Source organism: Streptomyces sp. NPDC058045, assembly GCF_042885635.1.
GTDB lineage: Bacteria > Actinomycetota > Actinomycetes > Streptomycetales > Streptomycetaceae > Streptomyces.
Window position 1 is genome coordinate 64,653 of sequence record NZ_JBHVRR010000003.1, and the last position, 16,146, is coordinate 80,798.

The 16,146-nt window shown below is 71.5% G+C and carries 15 protein-coding genes and 1 pseudogene; 8 read left to right on the top strand and 8 right to left on the bottom strand.

The annotated features are described in order from the left end of the window. The first annotated feature begins 39 nt into the window (after nucleotides 1-39). The 4 genes from sbnB (at nucleotide 40) to ACFVST_RS03230 (ending at nucleotide 4,121) form a co-directional block, all read left to right on the top strand. The gene (gene sbnB, locus ACFVST_RS03215; RefSeq protein WP_390146343.1) at nucleotides 40-1,107 is read left to right on the top strand and encodes a 2,3-diaminopropionate biosynthesis protein SbnB; all 1,068 of its coding nucleotides are present in this window, start codon (nucleotides 40-42) and stop codon (nucleotides 1,105-1,107) included. Nucleotides 1,108-1,111: 4 nt separating this feature from the next. Then, nucleotides 1,112-2,122: a 2,3-diaminopropionate biosynthesis protein SbnA gene (gene sbnA, locus ACFVST_RS03220; RefSeq protein WP_390146345.1), complete on the top strand. Its 1,011-nt coding sequence runs from the start codon at nucleotides 1,112-1,114 to the stop codon at nucleotides 2,120-2,122. A 51-nt stretch (nucleotides 2,123-2,173) separates the two neighbouring features. Then, the gene (locus ACFVST_RS03225; protein WP_390146347.1) at nucleotides 2,174-2,947 is read left to right on the top strand and encodes a thioesterase II family protein; all 774 of its coding nucleotides are present in this window, start codon (nucleotides 2,174-2,176) and stop codon (nucleotides 2,945-2,947) included. A 514-nt stretch (nucleotides 2,948-3,461) separates the two neighbouring features. Next, the gene (locus tag ACFVST_RS03230; RefSeq protein WP_390146349.1) at nucleotides 3,462-4,121 is read left to right on the top strand and encodes an HNH endonuclease family protein; all 660 of its coding nucleotides are present in this window, start codon (nucleotides 3,462-3,464) and stop codon (nucleotides 4,119-4,121) included. A gap of 83 nt (nucleotides 4,122-4,204) precedes the next feature. Here the strand turns inward: ACFVST_RS03230 and ACFVST_RS03235 are convergent, their stop codons facing one another. Next, nucleotides 4,205-5,044, bottom strand: coding sequence for a transporter substrate-binding domain-containing protein (locus ACFVST_RS03235; protein WP_390146351.1), 840 nt, complete (start codon nucleotides 5,042-5,044; stop codon nucleotides 4,205-4,207). 256 nt (nucleotides 5,045-5,300) lie between these two features. On the opposite strand from ACFVST_RS03235, the pseudogene ACFVST_RS03240 reads away from it, so the two are divergent. The 3 genes and pseudogenes from ACFVST_RS03240 to pntB form a co-directional block, all read left to right on the top strand. Further along, nucleotides 5,301-5,680 (top strand): annotated as a pseudogene (locus ACFVST_RS03240) (XdhC family protein); the annotation flags it as partial. Nucleotides 5,681-5,790: 110 nt separating this feature from the next. Continuing rightward, nucleotides 5,791-7,347: a Re/Si-specific NAD(P)(+) transhydrogenase subunit alpha gene (locus ACFVST_RS03245; RefSeq protein ID WP_390146353.1), complete on the top strand. Its 1,557-nt coding sequence runs from the start codon at nucleotides 5,791-5,793 to the stop codon at nucleotides 7,345-7,347. 6 nt (nucleotides 7,348-7,353) lie between these two features. Next, nucleotides 7,354-8,814 (top strand): Re/Si-specific NAD(P)(+) transhydrogenase subunit beta, encoded by a 1,461-nt coding sequence (pntB, locus tag ACFVST_RS03250; RefSeq protein WP_390146355.1) that lies wholly within the window; start codon nucleotides 7,354-7,356, stop codon nucleotides 8,812-8,814. A gap of 31 nt (nucleotides 8,815-8,845) precedes the next feature. Here pntB and ACFVST_RS03255 read toward each other — a convergent pair whose 3' ends face one another. The 7 genes from ACFVST_RS03255 to ACFVST_RS03285 all read right to left on the bottom strand — a co-directional run bounded on the left by ACFVST_RS03255 (nucleotide 8,846) and on the right by ACFVST_RS03285 (nucleotide 15,633). After that, complete coding sequence (locus ACFVST_RS03255; RefSeq protein WP_390146356.1) at nucleotides 8,846-9,700, bottom strand: hypothetical protein; 855 nt, start codon at nucleotides 9,698-9,700, stop codon at nucleotides 8,846-8,848. A 110-nt stretch (nucleotides 9,701-9,810) separates the two neighbouring features. Further along, the gene (locus ACFVST_RS03260; RefSeq protein ID WP_390146358.1) at nucleotides 9,811-11,025 is read right to left on the bottom strand and encodes a cytochrome P450; all 1,215 of its coding nucleotides are present in this window, start codon (nucleotides 11,023-11,025) and stop codon (nucleotides 9,811-9,813) included. Between the two features lie 14 nt (nucleotides 11,026-11,039). Then, entirely contained in the window at nucleotides 11,040-11,600 is a 561-nt protein-coding gene (locus ACFVST_RS03265) for an ATP/GTP-binding protein (RefSeq protein WP_390146360.1), read from the bottom strand. After that, nucleotides 11,590-11,982 carry a DUF742 domain-containing protein gene (locus ACFVST_RS03270; RefSeq protein WP_390146361.1) on the bottom strand — a complete coding sequence of 131 codons (393 nt, stop codon included), beginning with the start codon at nucleotides 11,980-11,982 and terminating at the stop codon, nucleotides 11,590-11,592. The genes ACFVST_RS03265 and ACFVST_RS03270 overlap by 11 nt, the downstream gene beginning before the upstream one ends. Continuing rightward, nucleotides 11,979-12,428 (bottom strand): roadblock/LC7 domain-containing protein, encoded by a 450-nt coding sequence (locus ACFVST_RS03275; protein ID WP_390146363.1) that lies wholly within the window; start codon nucleotides 12,426-12,428, stop codon nucleotides 11,979-11,981. The genes ACFVST_RS03270 and ACFVST_RS03275 overlap by 4 nt, the downstream gene beginning before the upstream one ends. 15 nt (nucleotides 12,429-12,443) lie before the next feature. Continuing rightward, nucleotides 12,444-14,831: a nitrate- and nitrite sensing domain-containing protein gene (locus tag ACFVST_RS03280; RefSeq protein WP_390146364.1), complete on the bottom strand. Its 2,388-nt coding sequence runs from the start codon at nucleotides 14,829-14,831 to the stop codon at nucleotides 12,444-12,446. A gap of 643 nt (nucleotides 14,832-15,474) precedes the next feature. Further along, on the bottom strand, nucleotides 15,475-15,633 hold the full coding sequence (locus tag ACFVST_RS03285; RefSeq protein ID WP_390146366.1) for a hypothetical protein: 159 nt from the start codon (nucleotides 15,631-15,633) through the stop codon (nucleotides 15,475-15,477). 217 nt (nucleotides 15,634-15,850) lie between these two features. On the opposite strand from ACFVST_RS03285, the gene ACFVST_RS03290 reads away from it, so the two are divergent. Beyond that, nucleotides 15,851-16,072 (top strand): ferredoxin, encoded by a 222-nt coding sequence (locus tag ACFVST_RS03290; RefSeq protein WP_390146368.1) that lies wholly within the window; start codon nucleotides 15,851-15,853, stop codon nucleotides 16,070-16,072. Nucleotides 16,073-16,146: the final 74 nt, after the last annotated feature.

Here is a 16,146-nt window from a genome sequence, read left to right on the forward strand (position 1 = left end):
CCCGCCGCGCCCGGCCACCGACCAACGATGGAGCAGACCATGTCCCGCCAGCCGCTTGTGCCGCCGTTCGCCGTCATCACCGGTGCCCAGGTGGCCGAGGTGCTCACCGGCAGTGAGAAACAGGTAGTCGACCTCGTGGAGGACGTCTACAAGCTGCACGGCCGGGGCGACTCGGTCAACCCGCCCTCGTACTTCCTGCGCTTCCCCGACCGCCCCACCTCGCGCATCATCGCGCTGCCCGCCTCGGTCGGCGGCGAGCGGCCCACCGACGGCCTGAAGTGGATCTCCAGCTTCCCGGACAACGTCGCCGCCGGAATCCCGCGCGCCTCCGCCGTCCTCATCCTCAACGACCACACCACCGGCTATCCGACGGCCTGTCTGGAGAGCTCCATCATCAGCGCCTCCAGGACCGCCGCCTCCGCTGCGCTCGCCGCCGACCGCCTCAGCCGGGGCCGCCGCGCCCGCCGCGTCGGCTTCATCGGCGGCGGCCTCATCGGGCGCTACATCCACCGCTATCTGGAGGCCACCGACTGGGAGTTCGACGCGCTCGGCGTCCACGACCTGTCACCGGACCACGCCCGCGGATTCGCCGACTACCTGGAGAGCCGCCCCGGCGACACCCCCGTCACCGTGCACCAGAGCGCCGAGGACCTCATCCGCGGCAGCGACCTCGTCGTCCTCGCCACCATCGCCCCCAGCCCCTACCTCCACGACCCGGACTGGTTCGGCCACAACCCCCTCGTCCTCAACGTCTCCCTGCGCGACCTGGCCCCCGAGATCCTGCTCGGCTCCGCCAACATCCTGGACGACGTGGAGCACTGCCTGAAGGCCGAGACCTCCCCCCACCTCGCCGAACAGCTCACCGGCGGACGGGACTTCATCGACGGCACCCTCTGCGACGTACTGGAGGGCCGCGTCCGGCTCCCCGAGGACCGGCCCGTCGTCTTCTCCCCGTTCGGCCTCGGCGTACTCGACCTCGCCCTCGGCCGGCACATCCTGGACGAACTGAGCGACACCGGCCGGCTGCACACCGTGGACGGCTTCTTCCACGAACTGGACCGCTACGGCCGCGCCACGGCCGACGCGGAGCACCAGGGAACGCGGTGACGAAGTGACGGTCATCACCGCCCCGTACGAGATCAACGTCGACGATGTGTTCGTGGACCTGGAGGGCGTCTTCGGGGTGCCCCTCCACCTCAAGTACGAGGGGATCAACCTCGCCGGGTCCGTCAAGCTCAAGGCCGCCTTGGAGATGGTGCTCGCAGCCGAACGCGACGGAATCCTCACCCCGGGCGCCGTGCTGGTGGAGTCCTCCTCGGGCAATCTGGGCGTCGCCCTCAGCATGATCGCCGCACACCGCGGATACGGCTTCGTCTGCGTCACCGACTCCCGCTGCAACCCGGCGACCCGTCGGCTGATGGAGTCCTTCGGCGCCCGCGTCCTGGTCATCTCCCGGCCCGACCGCGAACGCGGCCTGCTGGGCGCCCGGATCGACTATGTGCAGCGCCTGGTCGACTACGACCCCCGGTACGTCTGGCTCAACCAGTACGTCAACCCGCACAACTGGCTGGCCCACTACCGCACCACGGGGCCCGCCATCGCCCGCCAGTTCCCCGACCTCGACGTGCTGTTCGTCGGCGCCGGCACCACGGGCACCCTGATGGGCTGCGCCCGCTACCTCAGAGCGCAGCGGCTACCGGTACGGGTGGTCGCGGTGGACAGCGTCGGCTCGGTGACCTTCGGCGGCCCGGCCGGCACCCGGCACATCCCCGGACTCGGCGCCGGCGTACGGCCCCAACTCCTGGACGAGCGGCTGGTGGACGAGGTCGTCATGGTGCCGGAGCGGGACACCCTGGAGAGCTGCCACGCCATGGCCCGGCAGGGCTTCCTGTTCGGCGGGTCCACCGGCACCGTCGTCAGCGGCGCCCTCGGCTGGCTCACCGCCCGCCCCCGCGGCGAACGCCTCACCGCGGTCGCCCTCGCCCCCGACCAGGGCGACCGCTACCTCGACACGGTGTACGACCCGGACTGGGTGGCCCGCAACCTGGGCACACCGCCACCCCGGGACCCGGCGGGGGAGAGCGGCACCAGAGAGCTGCAACCGGCGGTCGGCGCGGGCTGATCCAACCCCGGACCACGGCCGGAGCACCCCGATTCCGCGAAGGACGACAGCATGAACCCCGGCACCGCCACCGACACGGCCCCCACCACCGCGGACCGCTGGTTCCGCCGCTACTCCCGCACCCCCGCCCCCCGGCGCCGCCTGCTGGTTCTGCCGCACGCGGGCGGCTCGGCCAGCTTCTACCACGACTGGGGCACCGCCTTCGACCCCGGGACCGAGGTACTCGTCGCCCGCTACCCCGGCCGCCACGACCGGCTGCTCGACCCGTGCATCGACCGCATGGAAGAGCTGACCGAGCACCTCACCCGGGCCCTACTGCCGCTGCTCGACGTGCCGTTGACCCTCTTCGGGCACAGCATGGGCGCCTCCCTCGCCTACGAGACGGCCCTGCTGCTGAGCCGCCGGCACGGGGTGGCCGCCGAGTCCCTGCACGTCTCCAGCCGCAAACCGCCGCACCGGCTGACCCCGCGCCCGCTGCACGAACAGGGCGACACCGCGCTGATCGAGGAGGTCCGCCGCCTCGGCGGCACCGACGAGGCACTGCTCACCGACCCGGACCTGCGCGAGATCGTGATGCCCGCCATCCGCGCCGACTTCACCATCGTCGGCACCTACGGCCCCCGCCCCGCCGCCCCCGTCGACTGCCCCGTCTACGCCTACCTCGGCACCGAGGACCCGTCCATCACCCCCGACGACATGTCCGCCTGGTCCCAAACCGCCCCCCACGGCTTCCACCTCGACACCTTCCCCGGCGCCCACTTCTACCTGACCGAACACCGGCCCCGGCTCACGGAGTTGGTGGCGGGGCGGATGGTGCACGTGTGAAGTCCTTGGGCGCCGAGCGCGTCCAGTCAGGCCACGGTGTCTCTGGCAGACCCGAACACCTGGGGTCCGCTCCCCCCCGCTTTCAGTCGACGGTGCGCGAGATCGGCTCACGGGTGACGACGGCCTCCAGCATGTCGACATATGTGTCGACGTCGTCGTGGGCCGGCCGGGGCTCACCCTGTCGGTAGTCCAGGAGTTCGTACGCTCTCCCCGGAGACCCACCAGGACGCCGCCCGCCGCTACCAGCGGATCCATGCCTGGCTGACCGACTTGCCGGGCGACGGGTAGGACATCCGGGGCGCGAGAAGGGGTGTTGGCCCCTCCCTCGCGCTTCGGACAGGCCTGGCATGGGCATGTCTACATGTGTCAACTGTGGTGCTGTCAGCGGTAGTTCGGCTGGGGTCCTCGGGGCGGGGGAGGGCGGCGAGGGGTTTCTGCTGGGTCGCGCGGTGATGGCCACAGTGATGTGTTCGCGCTCGATCGTCGGTGCCACTGCCCGCCTTTGGAGGCCGCGTTGATCAGATCCCTGTCAGTCGTTTCCCGTAAATGGTCCGCCGTGCTGGCGGCCGTGGTGCTCGCGGGCGGTATCGCTCTCGGTGCGGCGCCGTCGGCGGCGGCGTTGCCGCCGGGTATCCCGTCGAAAGCTCAGGCGCAGAGTGAGTTGAACAGTCTGACCGTGCGGTCCGAGGAGTCGATGACCGGCTACTCCCGAAGCCTGTTCCCGCACTGGATCACCATCTCCGGTACCTGCAACACCCGGGAGACGGTGCTCAAGCGTGACGCGGACTCCTACACCGTCGACGCGAACTGCAATCTGACCTCGGGCAAGTGGTACAGCTACTACGAGGGTGTGACCCGCTCCTCCGCCTCGCAGATGTCCATCGACCATGTCGTGGCCCTCGCGGAGGCATGGCGGTCCGGTGCCAGGCAGTGGACCACCGACCGGCGCAAGGCGTTCGCCAACGACCTCAGCGGCCCCCAGCTCATCGCCGTGACCACCGAGATCAACAGCTCCAAGGGTGACCGCGATCCGGCCTCGTGGGTGCCGCCGCGCAGCGGTGCGCGCTGCACGTACGCGAAGATGTGGATCCACAGCAAGTACAAATGGGGTCTGCATCTGCAATCGTCGGAGAAGTCCGCGCTGCAGGGCCTGGTCGGCGCCTGCTCGTACTGACGCGGTCACCTAGGGGGTGTCAGCGGGGCGGTGTGAGTGATCGCGGACTTCGTGATCGCTCACACCGCCCTCACCGCCGTGCGTTACGCCGCGTCGCCCATCCACTCCTTCTCGTACGCCGCGTAGGTGCGGTCATGGGTCGCGAGGTGGACGAACTGGTCGACGTACTCCTGGAATTGGTCGTCGCCGCGCGGCACGGCGTACGCCTTCTCCGAGAACGTGAAGGGCTTGTCCGGGTGCAGGGAGCACAGTTCGGGGTGGATCTTGGACTGGTAGAGGGTCTCGCTCGCGTCCGTCATCATGACGTCGGCGCGGCCCGCGATGATCTCCTGGAAGATCGTGGTGTTCTCCGGGTGCAGCTTGATGGTGGCCTGTTTGATGTTCGCGCGTGCGAACTGTTCGTTGGTGCCACCAGGGTTGACGATGACGGTCGTGCCCGCCTTGTCGATGTCCTTCAGCGTGCCGTCGCCGAACTTCGCCTTGTCCGCGCAGCGCACGATGGGCGTCTTGCCGTCCTGGCGGGTGGGCTCGCTGAAGTACACCTGGCGGGCGCGCGGCAGGGTGATGGAGACGCCGCCGGCGCCGATGTCGCAGCGGCCCGAGGCGACGTCCTTAGTGAGATTGGCCCAAGTCGTCGCCACATAGCGCGGTTTGGCGTCGAGGCTCTTCGCCAGGTCGGCGGCCATCTTGATGTCGACACCGCTGTACGTGCCGTCGCTGGGGTCGAGGTGGGTGAAGGGGCGGTAGTCGCCCGTGGTGCACACCCGGAGGACACCGGTGCGCGGTACGGAGTCGAGGAGGCTGTCGTGCGGGTTGCCCTTGTTGCGGGCGTCCGCGGAGGCACCGGAGGACGCGGGTGCCGCGGCGGTGACGGTGAGGAGACCGGCGAGGGCAAGGATGGACAGGGCTGAGGCACGTTTCATCGGCGAGCTCCTTCGCGGGTGCCCGGGCGGCGGGGCCGCACCCGGGCGTTGGCTTCGGGGTGGGGGCGTGATCACTCTGGCAGAACCGCACCCGCCCGGGGAGACCCGTCCCACCAGTCGGGCGGTACGCCTCCACCCCGAGCGCCGGGAGCACGCGCCGGGAGCAACTCACTTACGCCGCCGACCACTTCGGCCTGTTGCCAGTCCCGGCCTCCCGGTCGCGCCAGGCCAGGGCGAGGTTCAGGAAGCCGTCGACCACGTCACCGTCTGCGGCGCCCGCCCCGTCTTCACCACGGCCCGGCGCTTCCCCGACGCTGGCGAGGTGGCCTAGGTCGGCGCGATGGGCTCCCGCCGTACACGCCTGGACCGCCTGGACCGCCTGGACCGGCTGAGGGCGGCCGGGGCCACCGACGCGGAGCCGGCCCGGCTGCGGTCACCGATCGGCCTGGATTCGAACGGCCGCACCCCTGCGCCGGCCATCCCGATGAGGCCGCCCTCTCGATCACCGCCGAGATCGTCGCCCACCGCCGCGGCGGCTCCGCCCTACCGCTCACGGGCGCCCGCCTCCCGATCGACCGCGAGGCCGCTCCGTTCGGCCGGGTGGCTCCGGGATGTGGTGGCGGGTCCGCCATCTGACCCAGCTTGTTCATCAAACCCGCCCCTGTTCCGCGGCCCGGCCCCGAGGATGGGGGAGCGCCATGACGCCATGACCAGATCCATCCTTGTCCGAAGAGAGATCACCAGACATGTCTGCTCAAGAACTCGCGCACCATCCGCCCCAGCGCATCGGCGTGGTCGCCGAGTCCGTCCCCGGGGAGACCCGAGTCGCGGCGACCCCGGCGACGGTGCGTCAACTGCTCGGCCTCGGCTATGAGATCGCCGTCGAGTCCGGGGCCGGCGAGGCCTCCGGCTTCACCGACCAGGCCTACACCGACGCCGGTGCGGAGATCGGCAAGGCCTGGGACGCGGATGTCGTACTGAAGGTGAACGCACCGTCCGGTGCCGAGATCGGCCGGCTGCGGCGGGGTGCGACCGTGCTCGGTCTGCTGGCCCCGGCGCAGAAGCCCGAGCTGCTGGAGGAGTTGGCCGCGGCCGGGGTGACCGCCCTCGCGCTGGACGCGGTGCCGCGGATCTCGCGCGCGCAGTCCATGGACGTCCTGTCGTCCATGGCGAACATCGCCGGCTATCGCGCGGTCATCGAGGCGGCGCATGTCTTCGGGCGGTTCTTCACCGGCCAGGTGACCGCGGCGGGCAAGGTGCCGCCGGCGAAGGTCCTGGTGGCCGGGGCCGGGGTGGCCGGACTGGCGGCGATCGGCGCCGCCTCCAGCCTCGGCGCGGTGGTCCGCGCCACCGATCCGCGGCCCGAGGTCGCCGACCAGGTGACCTCGCTGGGCGGCGAGTACCTTCCGGTGGACGTGGCCCAGGAGGCGAGCACCGACGGCTACGCCAAGGCGACCTCCGCCGACTACGACCGGGCGGCCGCCGAGCTGTACCACCGGCAGGCCGAGGACGTGGACATCGTGATCACCACCGCGCTGATCCCGGGCCGGGCCGCCCCGCGACTGCTGACGGCGGCGGACGTGGCCGCGATGAAACCGGGCAGTGTCATCGTGGACATGGCCGCCTCCCAGGGTGGCAACGTCGAGGGAACCGTCCCGGGCGAAGCGGTGGTCACCGGCAACGGTGTGACCGTCATCGGCTACACCGACCTCGCCTCCCGGCTGCCCGCACAGGCCTCGCAGCTCTTCGGCACCAACCTGGTGAACCTGGTCAAGCTGCTCACCCCCGCCAAGGACGGCCGGTCGACGGTCGACTTCGACGATGTGGTGCAGCGCGCGGTGACCGTCGTACGGGACGGCGAGGTCACCTGGCCGCCGCCGCCCGTCCCGGTGTCCGCAGCGCCCGCCGCGCGACCGGCGGCCGCACCCGTCGTGCCCGAGCCGGACCGGCCGAAGCTGACACCGGCCAGGCGCTTCGGTCTGATCGGGCTCGGCATGGTGGCGATGTTCCTGCTGCTGGCCTTCGCCCCCGCCCAACTCGCCGAGAACTTCACGGTGTTCGCACTCGCCGTGGTCATCGGCTACTACGTCATCGGCAAGGTGCACCACGCGCTGCACACCCCGCTGATGTCGGTGACCAACGCCATCTCCGGGATCGTCGTGATCGGTGCCCTGCTCCAGATCGGGCACGAGAGCACCCTGGTCACCACCCTGTCCTTCGTGGCGATCCTGCTGACGAGTGTCAACATCTTCGGAGGCTTCGCCGTCACCCGCCGGATGCTGTCCATGTTCTCGAAAGGCTGAGCCGAGATGACCTCCCTGACGGCCTCTCACGCGGCCGACCTCGTCGCCGCCCTGCTCTTCATCCTGAGCCTGGCCGGCCTCTCCCAGCACCGCACCTCCCGCGCCGGAGTCGTCTACGGCATCGCGGGCATGGCCCTCGCACTGATCGCCACCATCGTGGTCGCGGCACGGAGCGTCAGCGCCGGTGCGGTGGCCCTGATCCTGCTGGCCATGGTGCTCGGGGCGGTACTCGGCCTGCTGCGGGCGCGGCAGGTCGAGATGACGCAGATGCCCGAACTGATCGCGGTACTGCACAGCTTCGTCGGCCTCGCCGCGGTCCTGGTCGGCTGGAACGGCTACCTGGAGGTGGAGGCGCACGGCACGGCGCAGACCCATATCGGCGCCGGACTGCTGGGCATCCACCACGCCGAGGTGTTCATCGGCATCTTCATCGGCGCGGTCACCTTCACCGGTTCCATCGTCGCGTTCCTCAAGCTGTCGGCGCGCATCCGGTCGAGTCCGCTGATGCTGCCCGGCAAGAACGCGCTGAACCTCGGCGCGCTCGGTGTCTTCGTCGCGCTCACCGTCTGGTTCACCCTCAGCCCCAGCCTGCCGCTGATGATCGCGGTGACCGTACTGGCGCTGGCCCTGGGCTGGCATCTGGTCGCCTCGATCGGCGGCGGTGACATGCCCGTCGTGGTCTCCATGCTGAACAGCTACTCGGGCTGGGCCGCGGCCGCCGCCGGATTCCTGCTCGACAACAATCTTCTCATCGTCACCGGCGCACTGGTCGGTTCCTCGGGTGCCTACCTCTCGTACATCATGTGCAAGGCGATGAACCGCTCCTTCGTCTCCGTCATCGCGGGCGGTTTCGGTATCGAGGCGCCGGCGGCCGGCGGGGAGGAGCAGGGCGAGCACCGGGAGGTGCGCGCCGCGGAGGCGGCCGAGACGCTCGCCGGGGCCCGCTCGGTGATCATCACGCCCGGCTACGGCATGGCCGTCGCCCAGGCTCAGCACCCGGTCGCGGAACTGACCCGGCGGCTGCGTGAGCGGGGCGTCGAGGTCCGCTTCGGCGTCCACCCCGTCGCCGGGCGCCTGCCGGGCCATATGAACGTGCTGCTGGCGGAGGCGAAGGTGCCCTACGACATCGTCCTGGAGATGGACGAGATCAACGACGACTTCGCCGGTACCTCGGTGGTGCTGGTCATCGGCGCCAACGACACCGTCAACCCCGCCGCGGAGGAGGACCCCGCCAGCCCCATCGCCGGGATGCCCGTACTGCGAGTGTGGGAGGCGGAGCAGGTCATCGTCTTCAAGCGCTCAATGGCCTCCGGCTACGCGGGAGTTCAGAATCCGCTGTTCTTCCGGGAGAACAGCACCATGCTCTTCGGCGACGCCAGGCAGAGCGTGGAGGACATCCTGCGAGCCCTCGGCACCGACGGCCGTGCCGACACGGCCCCGGCCGCCCGGCAGGCGGTCGCCGGATAGGCGTCACGGGCCGCGCCCGCCGGAGGCTCAGTCACCGGCGGGCGCTGCCGCGGACCGTGGCGAGCAGGGCGCGGGCCTTGGTCACGGCGGCCGATCGGCCCTTCCGCCCGGCGATGCGCTCCAGCCCGGGGAACGCGGCCGCCCCGGCGGGGATCCACCCGCGCCGCTCGGCCTCCGCGAGGTGCGGTGCGTAGAGCACCGCGAGGTCGAGCACCCGGTTCAGCCACCGCGGCAGTGTGCCGGCGGCACCGGCGACGGTGATCGAGTCGACCAGGACGGGCCACAGCACCGGCAGTGTCCGGGGGCGCTTCTCCAGGACCCGCACCATGCGCGCGGGGCTCGCTTCGAAGGTGCCGACCAGCCCGCGCACCGCCGTCCGCATCCCGCGCCAGCCGATGAGCCCGCGCTCGCCCAGCTCCCCGGCGAGGCGCTCCCCGGTGAACCCGGCGTCACCGTCATGGCACAGCGTGGTCAGGACCACGGCGTGCATCGCGGTGGTGAGGACCCCGGTACGCGCGGCGTCCTCCCGTTCCGGGTGCGGTACGAGGCGGGCACCGTCCCAGGCGAGGAAGACGCGGCCGGGATACGGGGCGCCGCCGCCCGGCTCGTGTTCCTCCGCGGCGCACTGCGCTTCCCGCTCCAGGTCGTACGTCCAGCCCTTCACCACACGGAACACGCGCCCCGGCCGGTCGGGCAACCGGATGTCCAGGGCGAGCAGCTTGGTCGGCGCCCCGGGGTCGGCCCAGGTGGCGCTGAGAAGGGCTCCGTCGTCGGGGGCGTCGAAGGTGCCGGCGTCCGCGGGCCACACCTCCGCGAAGCCGGGCACCGCTCGGGGCGCGGCCACCGGAACGGCCGGGGGCGCCGTACTCGCGGGCAGTCGGGACACCGCCTCCCGTGAGGGTCTCGCCCCCCGGCGGCCCGACGGACGGCGCGGTACGGAACCCGGATTGGCACACCGGGTTCCGTACGCGCGCGTCGGCGCTGTCCCCGTACAGGTCAGGCGCCCGACTCCGGTGCGGCCGGGGCGAGTTCGGCGGTGAGGGGGGCGCTGCTGTAGCCGCGGAGGAGGTGGTTGAGGACGCGGGTCGGGTCGCCGTCGGGAGTGAGGGTCGTGCAGTGGGTGGCCAGGGCGTGCAGCACGGCGCGGACCTGGAGTTCGGCGAGGGGGATGCCCGCGCACAGATGGGGGCCGCCGCCGAAGGCGAGGTGCTGGTCGTTGCCGGGGCGCCGGATGTCGAAGGTGTCGGCCTCCGGCCCCCACTGCGCCTCGTCCCGCCCGGCCGAGCCGTACAGCAGCCAGAGCTGCTCGCCCTTTTCCAGGTGCACACCGGTGATGTCCGTCGGGCCGGTGGTCAGGCGGCCGAAGGCCTGGATGGGGGCTTCGAGGCGCAGCGCCTCATGGAAGGCGGGCGTGGCCCAGCGCTCGGGGTCGCCGCGCAGGGTCTGCCACTGCTCCGGGTGCCGGGAGAGCTGCACCAGGCAGTCGGCGAGACCGAGGACGGTGGTGTCGATCCCCGCGGCCGTGTACGCGGAGGCGAGGGGGATGGCGTCGCTCTCCTCGATCTGCCCGGCGTCGACGGCCTCGAAGATGGCGCCCATCCACGAGTCGCGGTCCACGGCCTCACGGGTCAGCGTCTCGTGGAGGAGTTCCACCATGCGGGAGGCCAGCGGAAGGGCCTGCTGGTAGCGGGAGTTGTCGGGGCCGAAGACGTTGAACGTGGCGGCGGCGCCGTCCAGCAGCAGTTCGCGGTCCGCCTGCGGCAGGCCCATCAGTTCCATGACGGTGTCGCACACCATGTGCTGGGACAGGGCGACGGCGTCGAACCGGCCGGACTCGACATGGGCCCGCACCAGGCGCTCGGCGCGTGCGGTGACGCGGTCGGCCAGGCCCTTCATCGCACGCGGGGCGAGCTGCTTGGACAGCACCCGGCGCAGCTTGACGTGCTGGGCGCCGTCCGAGGCGAGCACCGTGCCGGCCAGCAGTTGCTCATTGGCCAGATCGGTGAGGGCTATACCGTCCTCGGAGCCGTAGAGGTCGGGGTTTCTGAGGATCGCGGCGAGCTGGGCGTGGTGCGGTACCGCCCACACCCCGTACTCCTCCAGGCGCACCGCCGGCCCCAGTTCGCGCAGCGAGCGGTAGGACGGATAGGGGTCGGTGAGGACCTGGTCGTCGAAGAGCGGTATCGGGCTGGAAGGTGCGATGGCTGGCATGGGAACCTCCGGGCCTATGCGGTGACGGGCTGGCTGAGCCGGTACTGCAGGAGCTGGATCAGGGCGAGCGTGCTGGAGCCGGATTCGCGGGCGTCCAGTTGCAGCAGCGGGATGTGCGGCGGCAGGTCGATCGCCGCCCGCAGATCGTCGCTGCTGTAGGACGGCGCCCCGTCGAAGCGGTTGACGGCGACTATGTACGGTGCCCCTCGGTCCTCGAAGAAGTCGATACTGGCGAAGCAGTCCTCCAGGCGCCGGGTGTCGGCCAGGATGATGGCGCCGAGCGCGCCGCGGATCATGTCGTCCCACATGAACCAGAACCGCTCCTGGCCGGGCGTGCCGAAGACGTACAGCGTGACGTCCTCGACGGTGCGCCGGCCGAAGTCGAAGGCCACCGTGGTGGTCGTCTTGTCCTCCACGCCACCGGTGTTGTCGACGCCGACGCTCGCGGAGGTCAGCACCGCTTCCGTGTTCACCGGCTCGATCTCGCTCACCGCACCGACGAAGGTGGTCTTGCCGACGCCGAAGCCGCCGGCGATCACGACCTTGACGGGTGCGGGAGAGGGGTCAGTTGGCACGCCGATCACCCTGGGTCTCCTTCTCGTATTGGGCCTTCAGCCCCTTCAGCACACGCTCCATGAGGCCGAAGGAGACGTTGTCGTTGCGGGACATGTCCGCCGGCGCCCGGGCCGTGACCAGGTCCAGGCGCTGAAGGTCGGCGACGAGGACGGTGAGGACGCCCACCGGCAGTTCGAGGAGCCCCGCCAGCTCCGAGACGGCGCGGGGAGCCTCGGAGCACAGGTGCAGACACCGCTGGTGCGCCGCGCTCAGCGGCTGCCGGCCGGGTGTTCCGCACACGGTGATCTGGGTGGCGAACGTCAGCTCGGCGCTGGGCGCCCGGGTGCGGCCGCCGGTCCCCGCGTACGGGCGGGACCGGCGGCCGCCGGGGGAGCTCGTCACCGGTTCTGCCAGCTCTGCTGGGCAGTGGCCAGCTCGCGGCGGTCGACGTCGAGCATGTCGCCGAGCTGGTTGGCGAGTTCGGTCACCTCGAAGCCGAGGGCGCCGAGGTTGGCCTCCTTCGTCGCGTAGAGGGCGATGACGCAGTGGCTTCCGGCGCGGCTGGTGACGCACCATCCGGACTCCATCTCGACCACCGTCCGCAGGACCGGGCCCCCCGACTGGTAGCCGGCCTGCTGCACCGCGAGGCTGGACATGCCGCTCGCGATGGCGGCCAGGCGCTCGCCGTGCTGGCGGCGGGCCTCCGCCGCCTCCTGCTCGGAATCGGCCCTCAGGTTCCAGCCGCTCATACAGCGGAACACACCGTCCTGCGTGACCACGACGGCTCCCAGGACGTGGTGGATCTGCGCGACCCGGTCGTCGAGGATGCTCTGGATTTCGGGGTTCATGATGGTGCTCGATCCTTACTGACTCGGGAGCTGCCGCTCGTCTGCCTGCTGCGTGCCGTGCTGGAAGCCGGCCCAGGTGCTGTCGACCTCCGCCGGGTCGGACCTGGTCCATTCCGGCCGCTGGTCGGGCCGGGCGCCGGTGCGGAGGACGTCGGGGATGTGCTCTCCCCGCCTGCGGTGCGGCAGGGGAGCGGCGTCGGGGTCGCTGGCCGCCGGGAACATGTGCCCCGACCGGTGGTGGGCCTGGCGCTCGGCGTGCGCGGCGGCGGGATCCACGGGGGCCGGGCCGGTGGGGGCCGGGCTTGCGGGGGCGGGGGCGGGACCGGTGTGGGCGGGGGTCTTCGCCTGCTGGCGCCGCCGGGGCAGCGACACCGGCTCCGCGCCAACCGGCGCCGACTGCTCCGGCACCATGGGCCGGGCCGCCCGCGCCGCCGGCTGCGGCTTGGGCGCCGACATCTGGTCCGCCCGTACCAGAGCCTCGTCGTCGATCATCACGATCGCGGTGATCCCGCGGTACGGAGAGGGACGCAGGGAGACGCTGAGGTGGTGGCGGCCGGCCAACTGGGCCACCACGAACAGCCCGAGGCGTCCCCGTCGGCTGGCCATCGCCTCGAAGGTGGCCGGGTCGTGGTGGGTCAGCGCCTCGTTGGCCGCTTCGATCTCCGCCGGGTCCATCCCGAATCCGGCGTCCTCGACCTCCAGCGCCACCCCGTGCATCGCCTTCCGGCTGCGGACCACGACGGGCGCGTTGGAGTTGCCGAGCCCGTTGTCGAGGAGGGCGGCGGTCACCGCCACCACGGCGGCCACATGCTGCGGGGACACATACGCGGTGTCGGTGATCTGGTTCTCGACCCGCCCCGGCATCCCGGTCTCCACCGCCGCGTCATTGGCCAGGTCCAGCAGCGACTTGGGCTCGGTGTACAGATTGCGCTGGTCGACGGTGCCGGCCGCGAGGACGCCCACGTGCTCCTGGTGGCGGCGGGCGGCGGCCACCGAACCGTCGATCCGGATCAGGTCCGTCAGCAGCTCCGGGTCGACCTCCCGGCGGTTCATCGCCTTGTCCAGGTAACCGAGGCCGCGGTTGATGTGGCCGAGGGTCCGCTCGGTGGCCGTCGCCACGAAGGCCCCGATGCCCCGCCGGTCGGCGGCCTGCGCGCCGGCCTGGCGGACCGCGGTGCGCTGCGCCTCGACCAGGGCGGCGGCGACATGGCCGAACTCGTCCGCCTGCGGCGGATCGGGGAACTCCGCCTCCACGTCGATCAGTTCGCCGCGGCGCAGCCGGCTCACCACCTGCGGCAGCCGCCGCGCCCCGTCCTCCGTCTGCCGGCGCAGCTCACGCAGGCGCGCGGAGATCGACCGGATCAGCCACACGATCAGCCCGGCGATGGCGAGGATCGCGGCCAGCAGCACCGCACCCTGCACCAGCACCCCGGTGCGGATCTCGTCCGCCCGCTCCATGCCGTGCGCCAGCAGCCCCTGGGTGCGCTGGAGGTTCAGATCCGCGAACCGGACACTGGACTTGGCGTAGGCCGCGTCCCACTTGGCGAGCAGCGCCTCGTCGCCGATCTGCTGCTTGCCCAGGTCGTCGGTGGGCGGTGCGATCACCGACCGCTGCGCCGCCTGGAGCTGCCCCCACTCCTTGCTGGTCGTGATCTGCCCGTACAGCTTCTTCTCCGACGCCGGGAGGTAGGGCGCGATCCACTTCTCGTACATGACCTGCTGGGTGCCGTACGCCTCCGCGAAGGCGACGCGGTGGGCGGCGGTCATCGAGCCGGAGGCGCGGGCCTGGGTGAGGAGCATGTCCTGCCGGGCCAGCGCGTCCGAGGCGTGGAACAGGCCGACCAGCGGCCGGGTCTCCAGGGTGAGCGGCCCGTCGTCCATCGCGCTGAGCGCCTGGTAGAAGGCGATCATGCTGGTGACCAGGCCGGTGTAGTAGTCGGTGGCCTCGTCGGCGCCGCCGGTGCGCGCGTCGACCTGCTGACGGACCCGGGGCAGGCGGTCGAGCTGGTGGTAGACCGCCTCCACGTACTCCCACCGGTGCCGCTGGTCGGTCCGCAACTCGGTGCCGGACAGCTTGCGGAAGCTGGCCAGCCCGGCGTCGGTCCTCGCCCGCTGCTGCCGCAGGTCCCGCTTGGCCGCCGCCGTGGGATGCGCCAGATAGACCGCGGTCAGCTTCCGCTCGGCCTGCGTTCCCGCGAACAGCGGCAGCGAGGCCTCGCCGCCGAGCCGACCGGTGGTGGCGTCGTTGCGCAGGGCCTGCTGCCGATGCCACGCCGGTACGGCGTTGGTGACCACCAGGCCGAGCAGGGTGGCGATGGCGACGAACGCCAGCACGAAGAGGCGGGTCCGCACCGTCATGGTGCGGCCCGCCGTTCGGCGGGCTGTGCGGTCTTGGGGAGTCATGGGTCCTCGGACGTTCGGTGGTGGTCAAGCAGAGAAGCGTGGACCGGCTGCCACGGCTTCGGCACCGGCTCCGCGGTACTGGGGAAGCGGCGCACCGGCGAGACGTTACCTCGTTTCTGACGTCCCGTGAGCTGCGGGTGGCGGAGCGTACCTGGCACCCAACACCGGTACGGGGAGGGCGAGTTGGACCGAGAGCGGGCTGGTCGTGCGTGGGTGTGCACGGAGGCCGCCGGGGCCCTCCGCCACGGCACACGGGTCCCGGAAATCCGAGGGCTTTTCTTCGGGGACCGCATTCCCATCGCCGCCACTCGGGTGGAAGTGCCCGCCGGGCGATGCCATTCGAGGCGGTCCCACGGTGCGCCCACGGATTACCGAATTCCCTGTCCTGATCGCTGTGACCAGCGTCAACTGAGGCCGTGACATGAGGAGTTACCGGAGGCCGAGGCTTTTCCGGCCACCGATCCGGACCGGGTCATTCTCATCCCGGGGGCGGTTCATCCGTGCCGCCCTCGCGGCGTCCCACACATAAAGAATTCAGCTCCACCATGGAAAGCCGATAAAACCCACACAGACACCGTTCCCGGAGCCCGCCGCCCCGCCCCCGCATCGTGCACACGCCCCGCGCACCCCGAGATCGCCCCTGTCAAGTAGCCGCCCCCGGCGCTGACTTGGATGCCGCGGGGCAGTGCGCGGGCAGTGCCCGTACCGGCTGAGGCTGTCGCGGCGGCGCGGGCACCTCGAACCGCTCGGCTTCGGCGCCGCCGAGGTCGCCGGGGTGCTCGCCGCGGGTGGTGGACCGCATCCCGGACCCCTCCCGCGCCCACGACGAACCGGCACCGGACGACGACGAGGACCGCCCCGGGGCCGGGTGACCCGGGACCCCGCAAACGTCCTCCGGACCCGCGGCGGGGACGTTCGGTGGGGACGCATGAGTCTTATTGAATATGGATGTCATTATCGACTACTGTCTGACCTGCCACGTCGAAAGCCGAGTGTGCGGCGGTAGGGGAGGGGGCCTGATGGCTTTGGCGGACCGGGGGTCCGGAGGCGGGGGGATCAGCGCGGACCGGGACCGGTGCGTGGGGGCGGGCCAGTGCGTGCTCGCCGCGCCCGGTGTCTTCGACCAGGACGAGGAGGAGGGACTCGTACTCGTCCTCGACGGGAGCCCGCCGGAGTCCCGGGCGGCCGCGGTGCGGCTGGCGGTCCGGGCGTGTCCGTCCGGTGCCCTCGGCCTGCGGTAGCCCGCCGACCGCCGCCCGCGCCGACCCGCCGGCCGGCCCAACGCATCCCGTGTGCCGCGGAGTTGACCCGGCGC

Excerpts from the sequence above, each read along its gene's own strand:
- sbnB (WP_390146343.1), top strand. The coding sequence starts at position 40 with ATGTCCCGCCAGCCGCTTGTGCCGCCGTTCGCCGTCATCACCGGTGCC.
- ACFVST_RS03225 (WP_390146347.1), top strand. The coding sequence starts at position 2,174 with ATGAACCCCGGCACCGCCACCGACACGGCCCCCACCACCGCGGACCGC.
- ACFVST_RS03235 (WP_390146351.1), bottom strand. The coding sequence starts at position 5,044 with ATGAAACGTGCCTCAGCCCTGTCCATCCTTGCCCTCGCCGGTCTCCTC.
- ACFVST_RS03245 (WP_390146353.1), top strand. The coding sequence starts at position 5,791 with ATGTCTGCTCAAGAACTCGCGCACCATCCGCCCCAGCGCATCGGCGTG.
- pntB (WP_390146355.1), top strand. The coding sequence starts at position 7,354 with ATGACCTCCCTGACGGCCTCTCACGCGGCCGACCTCGTCGCCGCCCTG.
- ACFVST_RS03260 (WP_390146358.1), bottom strand. The coding sequence starts at position 11,025 with ATGCCAGCCATCGCACCTTCCAGCCCGATACCGCTCTTCGACGACCAG.
- ACFVST_RS03275 (WP_390146363.1), bottom strand. The coding sequence starts at position 12,428 with ATGAACCCCGAAATCCAGAGCATCCTCGACGACCGGGTCGCGCAGATC.
- ACFVST_RS03280 (WP_390146364.1), bottom strand. The coding sequence starts at position 14,831 with ATGACTCCCCAAGACCGCACAGCCCGCCGAACGGCGGGCCGCACCATG.
- ACFVST_RS03285 (WP_390146366.1), bottom strand. The coding sequence starts at position 15,633 with ATGCGGTCCACCACCCGCGGCGAGCACCCCGGCGACCTCGGCGGCGCC.
- ACFVST_RS03290 (WP_390146368.1), top strand. The coding sequence starts at position 15,851 with ATGGCTTTGGCGGACCGGGGGTCCGGAGGCGGGGGGATCAGCGCGGAC.